At 69.5% G+C, this 15,490-nt stretch carries 15 protein-coding genes; 9 read left to right on the forward strand and 6 right to left on the reverse strand.

Going from position 1 to position 15,490, the window contains the following annotated elements; translation table 11 throughout:
• Nucleotides 1–531 precede the first annotated feature (531 nt).
• The gene (locus ASD79_RS14200) at nucleotides 532–1,131 is read left to right on the forward strand and encodes a hypothetical protein (protein WP_156400506.1); all 600 of its coding nucleotides are present in this window, start codon (nucleotides 532–534) and stop codon (nucleotides 1,129–1,131) included.
• Complete coding sequence (locus ASD79_RS14205) at nucleotides 1,128–1,682, forward strand: DUF2846 domain-containing protein (protein WP_056722739.1); 555 nt, start codon at nucleotides 1,128–1,130, stop codon at nucleotides 1,680–1,682. Before ASD79_RS14200 ends, ASD79_RS14205 begins: the two co-directional genes overlap by 4 nt.
• A gap of 90 nt (nucleotides 1,683–1,772) precedes the next feature.
• Here ASD79_RS14205 and ASD79_RS14210 read toward each other — a convergent pair whose 3' ends face one another.
• Both ASD79_RS14210 and ASD79_RS14215 read right to left on the reverse strand, forming a co-directional pair.
• Nucleotides 1,773–3,374: a peptide chain release factor 3 gene (locus ASD79_RS14210; RefSeq protein WP_056722741.1), complete on the reverse strand. Its 1,602-nt coding sequence runs from the start codon at nucleotides 3,372–3,374 to the stop codon at nucleotides 1,773–1,775.
• Nucleotides 3,375–3,648: 274 nt separating this feature from the next.
• Nucleotides 3,649–6,051, reverse strand: coding sequence for a TonB-dependent receptor (locus tag ASD79_RS14215; RefSeq protein ID WP_082584941.1), 2,403 nt, complete (start codon nucleotides 6,049–6,051; stop codon nucleotides 3,649–3,651).
• A 255-nt stretch (nucleotides 6,052–6,306) separates the two neighbouring features.
• On the opposite strand from ASD79_RS14215, the gene ASD79_RS24685 reads away from it, so the two are divergent.
• The gene (locus tag ASD79_RS24685; RefSeq protein WP_200952308.1) at nucleotides 6,307–6,453 is read left to right on the forward strand and encodes a hypothetical protein; all 147 of its coding nucleotides are present in this window, start codon (nucleotides 6,307–6,309) and stop codon (nucleotides 6,451–6,453) included.
• Between the two features lie 37 nt (nucleotides 6,454–6,490).
• Here ASD79_RS24685 and ASD79_RS14220 read toward each other — a convergent pair whose 3' ends face one another.
• Nucleotides 6,491–6,871: a hypothetical protein gene (locus tag ASD79_RS14220; RefSeq protein ID WP_056723027.1), complete on the reverse strand. Its 381-nt coding sequence runs from the start codon at nucleotides 6,869–6,871 to the stop codon at nucleotides 6,491–6,493.
• A gap of 242 nt (nucleotides 6,872–7,113) precedes the next feature.
• Between ASD79_RS14220 and ASD79_RS14225 the strand changes: the two genes are divergently transcribed.
• The 3 genes from ASD79_RS14225 (at nucleotide 7,114) to ASD79_RS14235 (ending at nucleotide 10,280) form a co-directional block, all read left to right on the forward strand.
• Nucleotides 7,114–7,512, forward strand: a complete 399-nt coding sequence (locus tag ASD79_RS14225; protein ID WP_056722745.1) for a group III truncated hemoglobin — start codon at nucleotides 7,114–7,116, stop codon at nucleotides 7,510–7,512.
• Nucleotides 7,509–8,219, forward strand: a complete 711-nt coding sequence (locus tag ASD79_RS14230) for a 2OG-Fe dioxygenase family protein (protein WP_056722747.1) — start codon at nucleotides 7,509–7,511, stop codon at nucleotides 8,217–8,219. The genes ASD79_RS14225 and ASD79_RS14230 overlap by 4 nt, the downstream gene beginning before the upstream one ends.
• 93 nt (nucleotides 8,220–8,312) lie before the next feature.
• The gene (locus ASD79_RS14235; RefSeq protein WP_056722749.1) at nucleotides 8,313–10,280 is read left to right on the forward strand and encodes an HWE histidine kinase domain-containing protein; all 1,968 of its coding nucleotides are present in this window, start codon (nucleotides 8,313–8,315) and stop codon (nucleotides 10,278–10,280) included.
• A gap of 126 nt (nucleotides 10,281–10,406) precedes the next feature.
• Here the strand turns inward: ASD79_RS14235 and ASD79_RS14240 are convergent, their stop codons facing one another.
• Complete coding sequence (locus ASD79_RS14240) at nucleotides 10,407–10,745, reverse strand: DUF1491 family protein (RefSeq protein WP_056722750.1); 339 nt, start codon at nucleotides 10,743–10,745, stop codon at nucleotides 10,407–10,409.
• Nucleotides 10,746–10,815: 70 nt separating this feature from the next.
• Here ASD79_RS14240 and ASD79_RS14245 point away from each other — a divergent pair, with 70 nt between their 5' ends.
• Nucleotides 10,816–11,709, forward strand: a complete 894-nt coding sequence (locus ASD79_RS14245) for a hypothetical protein (protein ID WP_082584942.1) — start codon at nucleotides 10,816–10,818, stop codon at nucleotides 11,707–11,709.
• A gap of 135 nt (nucleotides 11,710–11,844) precedes the next feature.
• Here ASD79_RS14245 and ASD79_RS14250 read toward each other — a convergent pair whose 3' ends face one another.
• On the reverse strand, nucleotides 11,845–13,581 hold the full coding sequence (locus tag ASD79_RS14250; RefSeq protein WP_082584943.1) for a sensor histidine kinase KdpD: 1,737 nt from the start codon (nucleotides 13,579–13,581) through the stop codon (nucleotides 11,845–11,847).
• Between the two features lie 188 nt (nucleotides 13,582–13,769).
• Here ASD79_RS14250 and ASD79_RS14255 point away from each other — a divergent pair, with 188 nt between their 5' ends.
• The gene (locus tag ASD79_RS14255; RefSeq protein ID WP_156400507.1) at nucleotides 13,770–14,633 is read left to right on the forward strand and encodes a sensor histidine kinase KdpD; all 864 of its coding nucleotides are present in this window, start codon (nucleotides 13,770–13,772) and stop codon (nucleotides 14,631–14,633) included.
• A 67-nt stretch (nucleotides 14,634–14,700) separates the two neighbouring features.
• A complete protein-coding gene (locus tag ASD79_RS14260; protein WP_056722754.1) occupies nucleotides 14,701–15,126 on the forward strand; it encodes a SufE family protein in 426 nt (141 codons plus the stop codon).
• A 141-nt stretch (nucleotides 15,127–15,267) separates the two neighbouring features.
• Here ASD79_RS14260 and ASD79_RS24690 read toward each other — a convergent pair whose 3' ends face one another.
• The gene (locus tag ASD79_RS24690; RefSeq protein ID WP_007672068.1) at nucleotides 15,268–15,429 is read right to left on the reverse strand and encodes a hypothetical protein; all 162 of its coding nucleotides are present in this window, start codon (nucleotides 15,427–15,429) and stop codon (nucleotides 15,268–15,270) included.
• Nucleotides 15,430–15,490 lie beyond the last annotated feature (61 nt).

Consider the following 15,490-nt stretch of genomic DNA (forward strand, 5'->3'; position numbering starts at 1 on the left):
CCGAGGGGTGCTCCCGCCGTCCGGTCCGAAGCGCCCGAAGCCCCATCCAGGACCCCCACGCCTCGCAAACCGACCCATCCGGGCCCCACGAAACCGGCCGACGGACGCTTCCCGCTCGACCGCCCCCGCCGCCCGTCAGGTCGCCAGCTGGACGGCCTCCCCAGCGGTGGGGCGACTGTGATTATGCGGGGGGTTTGGAGGGGTGAGGATAGGTCTGGATCGAGATTTTCTTGCGCGTTGAAATCATTGAATTCGAGTCGCTATCCGCCGAGCATCGACGCTGCGAAACCCTCTCCCAGCGGAGAGGGTTCAAGGAAGCGCCTTTCCGCGAAAGCCCCTGCCGCCCTCCGCCAGGACCTTCGCTTATAGGCAGGCGCTCCGAACATAAATTATGGGTGCTGGAAAGGCCGTGTCCCTCTTTCGTGACGGGCCGAGGCCGAAGGCCTGGCCGCCACCGGAAAATTCGCCTTCAACGCCCAGTTGCCGAGACCCCATGGTCAAGCTATGCAGCTTACGGGGGAGATTCTCAGCATGCGTTCTGTCTTGGGAGGTTCCACGGCTCTCGTCGCCGCGGCGATCCTGGCCTCATCGGCCACGGCCAGCGCGCAAGACGTCGCGCCCGTCTCGCCGCCGGCGCCCGTCGCCGCCGCGCCGACCATCGCGCCGCAGGTCTTGCTCGCCGGGACGATCGTCGAGCTGGAAATCACCCAATCGGTCGGGTCGAAGATCAGCAAGCGCGGTGACCGTTTCGGTATCCGCCTGGTCGAGGACCTGCGTCTCGCCGGCGTCGTCATCCTGGCGGCCGGCGCCGAGGGCGAGGGCGAAGTCACCCATGCCGCGCCCAGCAAGATGGGCGGCGGTGGCGGCGAGCTGATGCTGGCCGCCCGCTTCCTCGATCGCGACGGCGTCCGCGTGCCGCTCAAGGCCTTCAAGGTCGGGGCGAGCGGCCGCAACAATTCCGAGGCCTCGTTGGTCGTCGCCATGGTCGCCGGCCCGTTCGCGCTGTTCATCCATGGCGGCGAAGTGCTGATCCCATCCGGCACCGTCGCCAACGCCAAGCTCGCGGTCGATCTCGCACCGCCTGCCTCCACCGTCACCACCTCCGTAGCCGAAAAAGAGCCGACGCCATGAACGTGAAACTGTCCTGCGCCGCCGTAGTCGCCCTGTCGCTGGTGACCAGCCAAGCCCTGGCCCAGGAGGCCATTGTTCCCGCGCCCGCCGCCGAGCAGGCTGCCCCGGCCCAGCCCGCCTCATCGGCTCCGAGCGCCCCGGCCACGGAAGCCGTCCCCACCGCGCCCGCCGCGACGCCCGCCCTGACCGCGTCGGTTGTCGAGGCCACGCTCGGCAAACCCGCCGCCGGCAAGGGCCAAATCGTCTTCTATCGCCAAAGCAAGTTCGCCGGCGCCGCCGTCGGCTTCAAGGTCCGTGAGGGCGAGGTCGAACTCGGCAAGCTGGGCAACGGCAACTTCTTCTTCATCGACGTTGAGCCCGGCGCCCACGAGTACGTCGTACACTCCGAGGCCAAGGATATTCTGCCGCTCGAAGTCGACGCCGGCGAGGTCTACTACGTCCAGGGTTCGCTGAGCATTGGCGTGATGGTCGGCCGCCCCAACCTGTCGCCGTCCGACAAGGACAAGTTCGAAGCCGCGGGCAAGATGAAGCAGAGCAAGCTGAAGTCCTAGGCTTTTCGAGCGTACGTGCCGAAGACAAGGCTGGGACCGCGAGGTCCCAGCCTTTTTCATGGTTCGTAGTCGAGGCGCCGCGCGGGGCTGCTACCCCCGCTCCTTCGTCCGATCAAACCGCACCTTCGGGAAGCGCTCGGCCACGTAGCCGATCTCCCACGACGACTTGCCCAGGAACACCGGCTGGTCGTCGATGTCGTGGGCCATGGCCGAGCGGTGCTTGTTGGTGAAGTCCTCGACGTCGAGGCGGTCGCCGTTGACCCAGCGGGCCTCGGCGTAGGGGGCGTTCTCGAAGATCACGTCCAGGGCGTATTCGTTGGCCAGGCGGTCGGCCATGACCTCGAACTGCAGTTGGCCCACGGCCCCGACGATGAAGTCAGAGCTGCCGATCATCGGCCGGAAAAGCTGGGTTACCCCTTCTTCTGCCAAGCCCTCCAGCGCCTTCTTCAGGTGCTTGGCCTTCAGCGGATCCTTGACCCGCACGCGGCGGAGGATTTCCGGAGCGAAGTTGGGCAGGCCGGCGAAGCGCAGGCTGCCGCTCTCCGACAGGCTGTCGCCGACCCGCAGCACCCCGTGGTTGGGGATGCCGATCACGTCGCCGGCGAAGGCGTCCTCGGCCAGTTCGCGGTCGCTGGCGAAGAACATGATCGGCGCGTTGACGCTCATCGCCTTGCCGGTGTTCTGGGCCTTCAGCTTCATGCCGCGCGTGAAGCGGCCGCTGGTCAGGCGCAGGAAGGCGATGCGGTCGCGGTGGTTGGGATCCATGTTGGCCTGGACCTTGAACACGAAGCCCGAGACCTCGGCGTCGCCCGGCGCGACATGGGTGTCGACGCCCGCCTTGGCCACCTTGGCCGGATGCGGCGGCGGGGCGTAGGCGCCGATGCCGGCCAGCAGCTCGTTGACACCGAAATGGCGCAGGGCCGAGCCGAAGAACACCGGCGTCATGTGGCCTTCCAGGAACGACTTCACGTCGAACGGCTTGGCGGCCTCGGAGACCAGCATGGCCCCCTCCTCCACCTCCGACAGCTCCTCGGGGTCGAGGTACTGGACGATGGCGTTGGACTTCAGCGACACGGCGGGCGGGTGGCCCTCCTCGTCGGTCGAGCTTTTCTTGGCGTAGGGGATGAAGGTCTGGGCCCGCAGGTCCAGCATGCCCTTGAACCGCCCGCCCGAACCGGCCGGCCAGAACAGCGGCGCGGGGTCGAGGGCCAGCTTCGAGGACACCTCGTCCAGCAGCTCGAACGGATCCTGGGCCTCGCGGTCCATCTTGTTGATGAAGGTGATGATCGGGATGTCGCGCAGGCGGCACACCTCGAACAGCTTCAGGGTCTGGGGCTCGATGCCCTTGGCGGCGTCCAGCACCATGATCGCCGCGTCGGCGGCCGTCAGGGTGCGGTAGGTGTCTTCCGAGAAGTCCTCGTGGCCCGGGGTGTCGAGCAGGTTGAACATCAGGCCATCGTGGTCGAACGTCATCACCGACGCAGACACCGAGATGCCGCGCTCGCGCTCGATCTTCATCCAGTCCGACTGGGTGCGACGCGCCGCGCCGCGGGCCCGCACGGCGCCGGCCGCGCGGATGGCCCCGCCGGCCAGCAGCAGGTTTTCCGTCAGGGTGGTCTTGCCAGCGTCGGGGTGGCTGATGATCGCGAAGGTGCGCCGACGGGCGGCCTCGAGGGCGAGAGAAGTGCTCATCAGCGGGGGTTAGCCCGCGACGCCCGATTTGTCACGCGACGCGGGTCCTGACTTGGGCCTGGAAGGCGATGAAATCCCCTCCCCGGACCGGCGAACCGATCCGGGAAGGGGAATGCCTGCTGCGCCGTGCGTCCTTCGAGGCTTCGCCTTCGGCTCGCACCTCAGGATGAGGAGCGTGATTGCTGAGGTCCTCATCCTGAGGCGCCCTCCAACGGAGGGCCTCGAAGGACGCAGGACGACTGCCAGCCCTGCGTCCGCCAAGTCTCCGCAGTCCCTAGAACGTCGCCGACAGGCGGGCGTAGTAGAGGCCGCCATCGGTGTCGTAGGGGGCGTTGCGCGAGTAGATCAGGCCGCGCGAGGCCTGGAAGGTCGCCTCGTCCGGATAGGTGTCGAACAGGTTCTCGGCCCCGACCGTCAGCTTGAAGGTCTCGTTCAGCTGGGCGCTGAGCGACAGGTCGACCAGGGCCTTGCCGCCGAACGTCTGGATCAGGTCGGCCGCGCCGTTGGCCTGGGCGTCGGTCCAGTCGCCCGAATAGCGGACGCGGACCATGCCGCTGTAGCGGTCCTTGGCGTAGTCGAAGGTCAGGTTGGCGGCGTTCGCCGGCAGGCCGTCCTCGATGTTGACGCGGGCCAGCTTGGAAACCTCGGTCAGCTTGGAGCGGGTGACCTTGCTGTCGTTCCAGTTCCAGGCGGCGGTGACGCCGGCCCGGCCGCCCCAGACGTCGCCCTTCCACGACCCCACCACGTCGACGCCCTGGGTGCGGGTGTCGAACGAATTGGTGAAGTAGGAGACCGTGGTCAGCGAGTCGGCGCCGGGCACGCCGGCGGCGACCAATTGCGCACGCAGCGCCGGGGTCACCGTGAAGTTCGGCGACACGGCGAAGCGGTTGTCGACGTCGATGCGGTAATAGTCGATCGAGCCGGTGAAACCGCCCTGGCGGAAGACCGCGCCCACCGACAGGTTCTTGGACTCCTCGGGCTCCAGCGGCTTGCCGCCCAGCGCCACGGCGATGGGATTGACCGGCGACAGGCGGCCCGAGGTGAACAGCAGCAGGGTGGTGGTGTTGAGACCCTGCGAGGTGCGGGTGTTGTTGATCTGGCCCGGGGTCGGGGCGCGGAAGCCGGTCGAGACCGCGCCACGCAGGGCGAAGTTGGGCGTGAATTCGTAGCGCACGGCGATCTTGCCGTCGGTGGTCGAGCCGAACTCCGAGAAGTCCTCGTGGCGGATGGCGATGTCGGCGTCGAACTTGTCGGTGATCGGCAGGTCCAGGTCGACATAGCCGGCGTAGCTGGTCTGGTCCCACGACCCGGCCTGGCTGGGGGCGTAGCCCGGGAAGCCGTTGGAGCCGCTGGGCAGGCCGGCCGCGGCGCCGGGGCCGACATCCCACGAATAGCGGTCGCCGGCCTTGATCCTGTAGGTCTCCTGGCGAGCTTCCAGGCCCACGGCCAGGTTGGCCGGCTGGGCCAGGAACGACCAGGCCAGCGGACGCGAGGCGTCGAAGTTCAGGGTCTTTTCTTCCTGGATCAGCGAGCCGGCGTCGAACGCGGTCGGCGAGGCCGGGCCGAACGAGGCGTTGATGCTGTTGTTGAGGACGTAGTCGACGTCGTCGCGGCCGTAGCCGGCCGACAGGTCCCACGAGAAGCCCAGGGCGTCGCCGCGCAGGCCGGCGTTGAACGAGCCGTTGGTCTCGTCCTGGCCGAACTTCGGCGAGAAGCCGGCCGGATACAGGGTGTTCAGCGTCCAGCCGGGGAACAGCGGGCTGGCCCGGTACGAGGTGTCGGTCGCCGGGTTGCGCCAGTTGAAGTCGGTGGTTCCGGTCATGTCGCTGTAGGTGGCGAAGGCGTAGGCCTCGACCGTGTCGGTGACCGGCAGGACGGCGTTCAGGGTCCCACGCCAGACGGTGCGGTCGGGCTGGCCCCAGCGCTGCACCGGATTGGGCACGGCGATCGTCGGGTTGGCGGCCTGGAAGGCGATGGCGTCCGGACGCTGGCGGGTGCGCGAGGTGGCCTGGGCGTCGGTATAGTCCAGGCTGGCGACGATCGAGCCGCCGTCGCCCACGGCCAGGCCGTAGCGGGCGCCGATCTCGGTCTTGCGGCCGTCGCCTTCGTAGTACTGGCCGGTCTGGGCGTGGCCCGAGAAGCCGGTCTTCTGGGACAGGATGATGTTGATCACCCCGGCGATGGCGTCGGAGCCGTACTGGGCCGAGGCGCCGTCGCGCAGCACCTCGATGCGGTCGACGCCGCTGGTTCCCAGGCTGGCCAGGTCGACGCCCTGCTGGCCGCGACCGCCCAGCACCGCCGAGCGGTGGCGGCGCTTGCCGTTGACCAGCACCAGGGTCTGGTCCGGTGACAGGCCGCGCAGGGTGGCGGGACGGACGAAGGCCTGGCCGTCGGCGGCCGGCAGGCGCTGGACGTTGAACGACGGCGTCGTGGCCGCCAGCTTGTCCATGATCTCGTCGGAGACGGTGGCGCGCAGGGCGTCCTGGGTGACGACGTCGATGGGCGCCGTGGATTCGAAGGCCGTGCGATCCGTCCGCCGGGTGCCGGTGACCACCAGGGTCTCGATCTCGCTCGCCTCGCTGGCGGCGGGATTGGCCTGGGCCTGGGCTTGGGCATGCGCCGGGACGCTGATCGCCATGGCGAGGGTCGCCCAGGCGGCGGAAGTCATCAGTCTCATGCGGAAATCCCCGTTTTACTCAAGCGGGGCTGTTAGGCTGGACCGATGTCGAGTGGACGACGGTGACGCGTCAGTTCCATGAAGCTACGTCGACCGACGCTCCGCGAAAGTCCGCGAAGACGGGGCGACCACAACCGTACCGATAGTTCGAAACAGATGTTTCAAGGCCCTAGGCAGAGTAGGGTTTTGGAGTCATGCTGCTTCCATTGCGGACATGCCCCCGACAGAGGGGCGGCCGCGAATGAGGAAACGACAATGGCTATGGTTCACGATCCGCGCCACCAACGCGGAACCTGCACGCCCCAAGGCAACGCCCTGTGCTTTGGCGTCGCGATCGCCGGCCTGGTGTTGGCCGCGGTGGTGATGAGTTGGCTCTTCGGCCTGATCAGCCTGTTCTTCTAGCGACCGGCCCAGGGCGAACGGAGGCAAGGCGCGGCGGCTAGGCCGCCAGACGCCGCCAGACCTGACGGTCGGCTTCCAGATTGCTGAGACCACCGGCCTTTTGGCGTTCGAACAGCGCGCCCATGATCTCCATGCCCAGTTGGGCGTAGCGCACCTGCACCTGATCGACCAGGCAACCGCGCGACGGGGCGATGAACAGCGCCGCGTTGATCTCCGGAGTCTTGGCGATGATCAGGGCGGCCAGGCGCTGGGCCTTCTCCAGGTCCTTGTGATGCAGCAGCGGTTCGGCCGCGTACAGTTCCTGCCCCAGCTTGCTGACGTAGTTCAGCGACACCTTGGCGAACCGGTCGCGGGTGATCGGCGGGGCCAGTTCGGCCGCGTCGAGGCTGAGGACGACGTCGTTGAGCAGGAACAGCATCGGAACCTTGGACAAAGCCTTGGGGCGGCTGGGGGCGGCTGGGGGGAAGACCCGCGACATCCTGCCGCGTCGAGCTTTCGTTCCGGTTTAGGAGCAGGGTTAACGGGCCGGCGAAGGGCGGCGACCCGGCGTCGCGGCCTGTTTGTCCACATCCATTCGGCCGGCTTGCGCCCGATCAAGGTTTGGCCACGCCCGCCGGCGCACCATCTGCGGACCTGATCGTTTTCATCAAAGACCGCCCCATGACAGACCAGCCCTCCCCCGCCGAGCCCTTCACCGAGAGCCAGATCGACCGGCTGGTCGAGGATTTCTACGCGAAGGTTCGCCTGGATCCGCGACTGGGACCGGTGTTCGAGCGGGCGATGGGCGCGGACGGCTGGCCGGCGCACCTGGCGGTTCTCAAGGTCTTCTGGTCGTCGGTGCTGCGGCGCACCGGCCAGTACAAGGGCTCGCCCATGGCCGTGCACGCCAAGGTCCCGGACCTGACCGAGGACCTGTTCGCGACCTGGCTGGCCCTGTTCCACGCCACCTGCGCCGAGGTGTTCGACGCCGAACGCGCCCGTCAGGCCGGCGCGGCGGCCGAGCGCATCGCCCGCAGTCTGAAACTCGGCCTGTTCTTCCGGCCGGAGCAGTTCGCTTGAGCCCGTCCGACATCGCCGCCGCCCTGCGCGACACCGGCTTCTGCCGCGCTCTCCCCGCCGACACCGACGCCCTGCTGGGGCCCGAGGCCGTCGCCGATTGGGACGCCTTCGCCGCCAGCTGGAACGACCTGGGGCTAGACCGCTTCATGGCCGACGGCGGCCGCTATCGGCGCCGGCGGTTCGCGGCCTTTTCCGCCTCGGCCGACGGCGTGGTCCGCAAGCCGCACCAGCCGCACTACCAGAGCCGCGACTACAACGGCCTGAACGGTGGGGTGCAGCGCTGGTTCGAGCCGATCCTCGACACGGTCGCCGAGCATCCCCTGACGCAGGGCGTGCTGCGCGAGGGGCTGGCGCTGTTCCACCCGCTGACCGTCGATCCGCCCAGGGCCTGGCACGTCGAGCTGCACCAGTTCCGCATCGAGGCCGGCGACGGCGAGGCCGGCCTGCCCACCCCCGAGGGCGCGCACCGCGACGGCGTCGACTGGGTGATCGTCATGCTGGTCGACCGCCATAATGTGGCCAGCGGAATCACCGACATCTTCGCCACCGACGGCGCGCGCTTAGGCGCCTTTACCCTGGAGCAACCCCGCGACACGGTTTTCCTCGACGATCATCGCGTGCTGCACGGGGTGACCGCGATCCGCCCCTTGAAGCCGGGCGCTCCAGCCCGCCGCGACGTGCTGGTGGCGACTTTCCGGCGCGAATGAGTTCACGCCAGGGTTGCCGCGACCGTATGTCACACCCTTGCGCCACCCACCCCATGCCAGGTTCGCCACCGAGCGTTCACGAGTTCCCGCCCGATGACGAATCCAGAGCTTCCGCCCGCGTCTGGACCGGTTGAGAGCCCCGCCGAGGCCGGGGCCAACCGGACGGTATTCTCCGCGACCATGGCGGACGCCGTGCCGATCCTGATCGGCTATCTCGACCGCCAGGAGCGCTATCGTTTCGTCAATCGGGCCTACGAGGACTGGTTCGGCGTCTCCCGCGCCGACATCGAGGGCCGCACGCTCACCGAGGTGATGGGCGAGGCCGGCTACGCGCGGGTCAAGGACCACGTGGCCCGCGCCCTGGGCGGCGAGCGCCTGACCTTCGAGGGCGAGGTGCCCTATCGCGGCGCCGGCCTGCGCCACATCGAGGCCCAGTACGTGCCCGACATCGCGGCCGGAGGCGCGGTCCTCGGCTACTACGTACTGGTCAGCGACATTTCCGACCGCAAGCGCGCCGAGGCCGAGGTGGCGCGGCTGCTGGAACGCGAGCGCCGGCGGGCCCTGATGCTCGACCTGGCCCGCCGCCTGCGCGAGGAACCCGATCCCGACATCATCCTGGTCAAGGCCTGCGAGGCCCTGGGCGCGCAGCTTGGCGCCGCGCAGGTGGGCTACGGCGTGCTGGACCCCAGCGCCACCTATGTGGAGATCGTCGGCGAATGGGTCCTGGCCGACGCGCCCTCGCTGATGGGCAGCCGCCATGTCCTCGACGACTTCGGCCTGGACATGGCCGACCAGATGCGGGCCGGCCAGCAAATGGTGATCCGCGACGTCGACGCCGATCCCCGCACCGCCCAGGCCGCCGCCACCGGCGCCTACGCCCCGCTGGACGTGCGCGCCTTCGTGGCCTTCCCGTTGGTCAAGGCCGGCCGGCTGACCGTCTATCTCTACGTGGCGCAGAACACCGCGCGGGACTGGACGGCCGAGGACGTGGCGTTCATCGGCGAGGTGGCCGACCTGACCTGGACCGCCAGCGAACGGGCGCGCGCCGACGCCGCCCTTCGGCGGGCCGAGGAGACCGAGCGCCTGCTGATCCGCGAGATCGACCACCGGGCCAAGAACGTGCTGGCCGTGGTCCAGTCCCTGGCCCAGCTGACGCCGTTCGTGGACAAGAAGCAGTACGTCACCGCGCTTTCCGGACGGATCGGGTCCCTGGCCCGCTCGCACAGCCTGCTGTCGGGCAGCCGCTGGAGCGGCGCGCGGCTCGACGTGCTGCTGCATCAGGAACTGGAGCCCTACGGCGCCGAGAGCGAAAGCCGGTTGATGATCGGCGGACCGCCAGTGCTGATCCAGGCCGAGGCCGCCCAGTCCCTGGGCCTGGTGATCCACGAACTGGCCACCAACGCCAGCAAGTACGGGGCGCTGTCGACCGGGGCCGGCGTGCTGGAGGTCGACTGGCGCTGGGAGCCGGACCGTCGCCTGGTCCTGACCTGGCGCGAAACCGGTGGCCCGCCGACCGCGCCGCCCAAGCGCCAGGGGTTCGGCGCCACCCTGATCGCCAACGCCGGTCGCCAGGTGGGCGCCAGGATCGAGCACGACTGGCTGGCCGAGGGCCTGGTCTGCCGCATCGCGCTGGACCGGGGCGCGACCCCCTATTTCGGCAATCCGCCCCGAACCCAGGCCGCCGACGCCCTGACCGGCGACGAAGCCCGCGCGCTGCGGGGCCAGCGGGTGCTGGTCGTCGAGGACGAGGCGCTGGTGGCCATGGAACTGGCCCAGATCCTCGCCGCCGCCGGCGCCGAGGTGATCGGGCCGGTCGGCGACGTCGAGGACGCTCTGGCCCTGGTCGAGGCCGGCGGCATCGACCGCGCCGTGCTGGACGTCAACCTGGCCGGCCGCCTGGTCACGCCCGTGACCAGCGCCCTGAGCCGCAGGTCGATCCCGTTCATCTATTTGACCGGCTACCAGGAGCCCGACGTCGAGGGCGGCCTGGTGCTGCGCAAGCCGGCCAATGCGGCGACGCTGTTGGGGGCGCTGGCCAACCAGGTGGCGGCGGCGCTCTAGGCCCAAAGCCCTCCCCAACGGTTGTCATCCCGGCCGTAGCGAAGCGAAGAGCCGGGACCGCCGGAAGCGCAGGCGTTCACGCGCCGGTCCCGGATCTTCGCGCTGCGCGCTCGTCCGGGATGACAGCTAGGAAGGCTCCGCCTCGACCGGCTCCGTCAGGAAATGCCGCCCCTCGCGATCCTCGATCTCGATCACCCAGATGTCGGGGTCGATCCGCGCGGCGCGCTCGGCATAGGCGTCGAGGTCCGGCTCGAAGGCCGAGCGCACCGGCTGCATCCAGAACCGCTCGCCGTCGCCGCGCGTCGCCTCGCTGTAGAGCCGCGCGGTGTTGGCCCGGCGGTCGACGGCCTTGACCAGCACCGCCCCGGCCCGCGGGTCGCCCTTGCGCGCGACCATGGCGAAGGCGCCGCCCAGTTCGGCGCGGCGGATCAGCGCGCCCACCCAGATATCCGTCGAAAGAAGCATCGCTAACTGAACCGCAACCTTGGGGCCCGTAGAATACCCCCTGAAACCGCCTCTCGCAGAATACGAGAAAATGACGTCAAGAAAGACCCTTGCGGTCATGACGGCGCGGTGGCCAGGGATTTTCGCTTCGATCGCCATTCTCGGCGTGTCGAGTCCGTCCCATGCCGCCACGGCCGCCGACCAGCTCTACGAACGCACGCTGATGACCTCGGCCGACGCCCGCTGTCGGCTGTTCAAGCCCGCGGTCGGCTCAGCCCTGGACGCCGCCCGCGCCCAGGCGCGTGGCGCCACCCTGCGTTCCGGCGTCAGCCAGAACGAGGTCACGTCCCTCGAAGCCCGCGCCCACGCCAAGGCCGGCGCGGCGTCCTGCGGGTCCAGGGACCTGACCACCGCCGCCGATCGCGTGCGCAAGGCCTTCGACGGCTACTCCACCATGCTGCGCATGACCTATCCGGGCGATCGCGCGACCTGGCAGGCCGACCGTTCAGTCTCGGCCACCATCGCGGTCTGGCGGCTGTCGCAGCCGTCCAGCTTCGGCCGCGACCGGTTGGTGTTCGGCCTGTCGGGACGCGCCAACGACATGCTGGCCGTCGCCAACTTCGCCGACAACGCCCAGCCCTACGCCGCGCGCCTGGTGCTGCGCGACACCCTGCGCACCCAGGGCCCCTATCTGAACGCCCGCAACGCCAAGGGCCTGGCCGCCAACGCCGCGCCGCGCAACGCCAGCCGGGTGTTCGGGGCCGAGACCCGCGACGAGGCGCCCCTCACCCTGCTGCCGACCGGCGCCAAGACCGGCCTGTCGTTCCGCTTCCCGCGCGAGGCGGGCGACGCGCTGAGCCGGCTCGACCCCCGCGAGGCGGCGACGGTGGAGTTCGTGTTCACCAGCCGCAACGGGGTGGACGTGGTCCGGCGGGCCTATGTGGAGGTGGGGGACTTCGCGGCGGGACGGGCGTTCTTGCGGTGACTAAATCCTCCCCCTCTGGGGGAGGCGGCCGAAGGCCGGTGGGGGGAGTTTGCGGGGGTCGGTCCTGCGCGCGGTCGAAGCCGTATCGCTCCCCCCACCGTCGGCTTCGCCGACACCTCCCCCACAGGGGGAGGATTACCGCGGCGGCGCGAACTTGATCACGTTCGGCCCTAGAAACGGATCTTCCGGTTCAACCTCCGGGGCCGGCTCCAGCAGCGGCGGCGCCATCGGCGGCTGCAAGGCCTTGATCAGCACCGGCATCCGCACAGAGACGCTGGTGCCCGCGCCCAGGCGGCTCTCGATATTCATCTCACCGCCGTGCAGCCTGGCGAAGGCCCGCACCAGTGAAAGCCCCAGGCCCGTGCCCTTGGCCCGCTGGTCGACACCCCCGGCCTGTTCGTAGGGCCGGCCGATGCGTTCCAGGTCTTCCGGGCTGATGCCGACGCCGGTGTCGGCCACCACCAGTTCGAACTCGCCGTCATGGCCGTCGGCGGTGACCGTCACCTGACCACCGCGCGGCGTGAACTTTAGGGCGTTGGACACCAGGTTCAGAACGATCTGCTTCAGGGCCCGGCGGTCGGCGTCGACCTCCAGTTCGTTCGGCGGCAGCACGCCCCGAAGTTGCACCCCGGCCGCGTCGGCCTGGACGCGCAGCAGTCGCATGGCCGCCGTCACCGCCTCGCGGGCGTCGAATTCGCCGCGCGTCAGCTCGAAGCGCTCGGCCTCGATCTTCGACATGTCGAGCACGTCGTTGATCAGGTCCAGCAGGTGGCCGCCGGATTCATGGATCAGTTCGGCATATTCGCCGTAGCGGTCGGTCAGCGGGCCGAACATCCGCGCGCGCATGATGTCGGAGAAACCCATGATGGCGTTGAGCGGCGTGCGCAGCTCGTGGCTCATATTGGCCAGGAAGCGGGCGCGGCCGGCCGCCAGGCCCTCGGCCTCGGCCCGCGCCTGCTGCAGGGCGGTCTCGCGGGCCCGCTCGAGGGTGGCGTCCCGCATCACCCCGACCAGCAGGTCGGGCGAGACCTGGCGCAGTTCCAGGCAGACCGTGCGGGTCGGGTCCAGCAGCGGGGCGAAGGTGACGCTGGCCTCGCCGTCGTCCAGGGCCGCGCCCAGGGCGGCGCTGACCTTCTGGCGGTCGCCGGCCACGGCGGCCGAGGCCAGGCCTTCGTTGACCAGGCTGAGGGCCTCGACCCCGCGCGGCGCGGCGCCGCGCACGGTCTTGATCCGGCCATGGCTGGCGATCACCAGCAGCAGTTGTGGCGCGCCGTCCACCAGGGTCTGCAGGGTGTTGAGCTCGCCCATCTGGCGGCTGTCGCGTTCGCCGGCCCAGCGATGGGTGAGGATCAGGCCGGCCGCCAGGCCGACCCCGACGGTCGCCACCGACAGGAAGCCGAGGATGAAGGCCAGGGGGCCGGTCGGCGCGGGCGGGGCCAGGCCGGAAAGCTGGGTCAGGGCCGCCACGGCCCCGCCGATCAGGGCCAGGGTCGCGCCCTCGGCAAGGCGCCGGGGCGAGGACAGAGTCGAGGCCGCGGCGACCGGGGCCAGGATCCAGGCGCTCATCGCCCCCGACACCCCGCCGGTCACCACCGCCGCGCCCGCGCCGCAGGTGGCCCACAATACCAGGACCAGCGATTGCAGACGCTCGTCCTGCCGCTCGCCGAGGGCCAAGGCCGCCAGTGCGGGAATCGCGCCGGCCATCAGGGCCAGCCAGACATGGACGCCGATCGTGCCGGGCGTGAAGGCCGCCGCGCCGGCCGCGAACGTCACCGCCGCCAGCCAGCCCAGCCGCCACAGACGCGCCGCGCCGAGGCTCGCCGTCGAAGGCGTTGGCCGACCGGACAGGAACTGGGCGCCGTCACTGGGCAAGGCCGCGAGAATCCCTTGTCGTTGCTCTTCGTCGCCAAAGCTTAACGCGACCAGGCCCCTCGCCCAAGGCCGCACAATCGGCGCGCGATCGTTAACGCCAGCGCTTCTTGTGGACGGAAACGGATTCGTAAGCGCCTTGGTTCAAAGTGGACCATTGAGTTGACGGACAGAAGGTCCGGGAGTCCCGCATGCCGCCATTGGCGACCACCGATGTATCGGCCCAGGCCGAATCGCCTCGCGAGAGCGCCGGCGCCGAACTGGGATCGATGTCGCAGACCGCCACCTTCCGGCGCGCGGCCGCCCGTGCGCGTCGCAAGCAGGCCCTGGACGATCAGAAACGCTCGTTCCTGCGCATGGTCAGCCACGAACTGCGCACGCCGCTGAACGCGGTGATCGGCTTTTCCGAGATCCTGTCCTGCGAGCTGTACGGTCCCCTGGGCGCGCCGCAGTACAAGGAATACGCCGCCCTGGTGCACGAGAGCGGCCTGAAGCTGCTGCGGCTGGTCAACCAGATCGTCGAGATCGCCCGGCTGGAAGGCCACGTCACCGACCTGGACCTCGGCGTCGAGGACCTGGACGAGGCGGTCGAGAACGTCATGCTTCAGCTGCGCGCCGAGGCCAGCGCGCGCGGCGTCAGCATTGTCGCCCCCGAGGTCGGGACCCTGCCCAGCCTGCGGGCCGACGGCCGGGGCCTGCGCACCATCCTGACCAACCTGCTGCAGAACGCCGTCACCCATTCGCCGCAGGGCGGACTGATCGTCGTCGAGGCCCGCCAGATCGGCGGGGCCATGGTCGAGATCGAGGTGCGCGACCATGGCGACGGCGTCGACCCGGCCGACCTGGGACGCCTGATCCGGCCGTTCGAGCAGGGCGGCAACACCTTGACCCGCTCGACGGAAGGCGCGGGGCTGGGCCTGCCCATCGTCGACCTGCTGACCCGGGCCATGGGCGGGACCCTGCGGCTGAAATCGACGCCCGGCCATGGCTTCACCGCCATCGTCACCCTGCCGGAAGCCCAGACGCGTCAAACCTTCTCGCGGGGGCGGCCCTGAGGCGCGAGACGCGCTATAATCGCCAAACCGGCTTTCCCTTTCGACGGCCGCGCACTAAGTCCGCGCCATGCAACAACGTCCCATCGACGCCGCCCTCGACGAACTGGCCGAAGAGTTCGAACTCCTCGGCGACTGGGAAGAGCGCTATCGCTACGTGATCGAGCTGGGCAAGGACCTCACGCCGCTGTCCGAAGCCGAGCATTCCGAAGGCAACAAGGTGCGCGGCTGCGCCAGCCAGGTTTGGCTGGTCACCGAGCCCCAGGCCGACGGAACCGTGGTGTTCCGCGGCGACAGCGACGCCCACATCGTCAGCGGCCTGATCGCCATCCTGCTGCGGCTGTATTCGGGCCGGCCGGCCAAGGACATCGTCGCGTTCGACGCCGCCGCCGCCATGGCCCGGCTGGGCCTGTCCGAGGCGCTGTCGTCGCAGCGCTCCAACGGCCTGAAGGCCATGGTGGCGCGGATCCAGCGGGACGCCGGGGCGCTTTCCTAGGCTGTCACTACAAGCAGGCTGTCATCCCGGACGAGCGCGTAGCGCGAAGATCCGGGACCGCCGGAAGCGCATGCGTTCACGCGCCGGTCCCGGGTCTGCGCTTCGCTCCGCCCGGGATGACAATCGTTTTGAGCGCGAGGCTCAGAAGAACCCCGCCCGCGTCCCGATGAACCAGATGGCGATGGCGATCAGCACCAACTGGATCAGCCAGTTGACTGGCGACGGAATGGGGCTGCGCTGGACCGCATAGAGCGCCAGTCCAAGCAGCACGAGGGCGACGACGACGACGATCAGGATGCTCATGGCGAATCAACCGCGAAGCTTGGGATTCGTTCCCGTCCCGCTTGAGAACCCGCCCGCCAGC

The sequence above is a fragment of the Caulobacter sp. Root655 genome (assembly GCF_001427665.1).
Lineage (GTDB): Bacteria > Pseudomonadota > Alphaproteobacteria > Caulobacterales > Caulobacteraceae > Caulobacter.

Coding starts and splice junctions, on each gene's coding strand:
- ASD79_RS14200 (WP_156400506.1), top strand. CDS start 532: ATGCGTTCTGTCTTGGGAGGTTCCACGGCTCTCGTCGCCGCGGCGATC.
- ASD79_RS14205 (WP_056722739.1), top strand. CDS start 1,128: ATGAACGTGAAACTGTCCTGCGCCGCCGTAGTCGCCCTGTCGCTGGTG.
- ASD79_RS14210 (WP_056722741.1), bottom strand. CDS start 3,374: ATGAGCACTTCTCTCGCCCTCGAGGCCGCCCGTCGGCGCACCTTCGCG.
- ASD79_RS14215 (WP_082584941.1), bottom strand. CDS start 6,051: ATGAGACTGATGACTTCCGCCGCCTGGGCGACCCTCGCCATGGCGATC.
- ASD79_RS24685 (WP_200952308.1), top strand. CDS start 6,307: ATGGCTATGGTTCACGATCCGCGCCACCAACGCGGAACCTGCACGCCC.
- ASD79_RS14220 (WP_056723027.1), bottom strand. CDS start 6,871: ATGCTGTTCCTGCTCAACGACGTCGTCCTCAGCCTCGACGCGGCCGAA.
- ASD79_RS14225 (WP_056722745.1), top strand. CDS start 7,114: ATGACAGACCAGCCCTCCCCCGCCGAGCCCTTCACCGAGAGCCAGATC.
- ASD79_RS14235 (WP_056722749.1), top strand. CDS start 8,313: ATGACGAATCCAGAGCTTCCGCCCGCGTCTGGACCGGTTGAGAGCCCC.
- ASD79_RS14240 (WP_056722750.1), bottom strand. CDS start 10,745: ATGCTTCTTTCGACGGATATCTGGGTGGGCGCGCTGATCCGCCGCGCC.
- ASD79_RS14245 (WP_082584942.1), top strand. CDS start 10,816: ATGACGTCAAGAAAGACCCTTGCGGTCATGACGGCGCGGTGGCCAGGG.
- ASD79_RS14255 (WP_156400507.1), top strand. CDS start 13,770: ATGCCGCCATTGGCGACCACCGATGTATCGGCCCAGGCCGAATCGCCT.
- ASD79_RS14260 (WP_056722754.1), top strand. CDS start 14,701: ATGCAACAACGTCCCATCGACGCCGCCCTCGACGAACTGGCCGAAGAG.
- ASD79_RS24690 (WP_007672068.1), bottom strand. CDS start 15,429: ATGAGCATCCTGATCGTCGTCGTCGTCGCCCTCGTGCTGCTTGGACTG.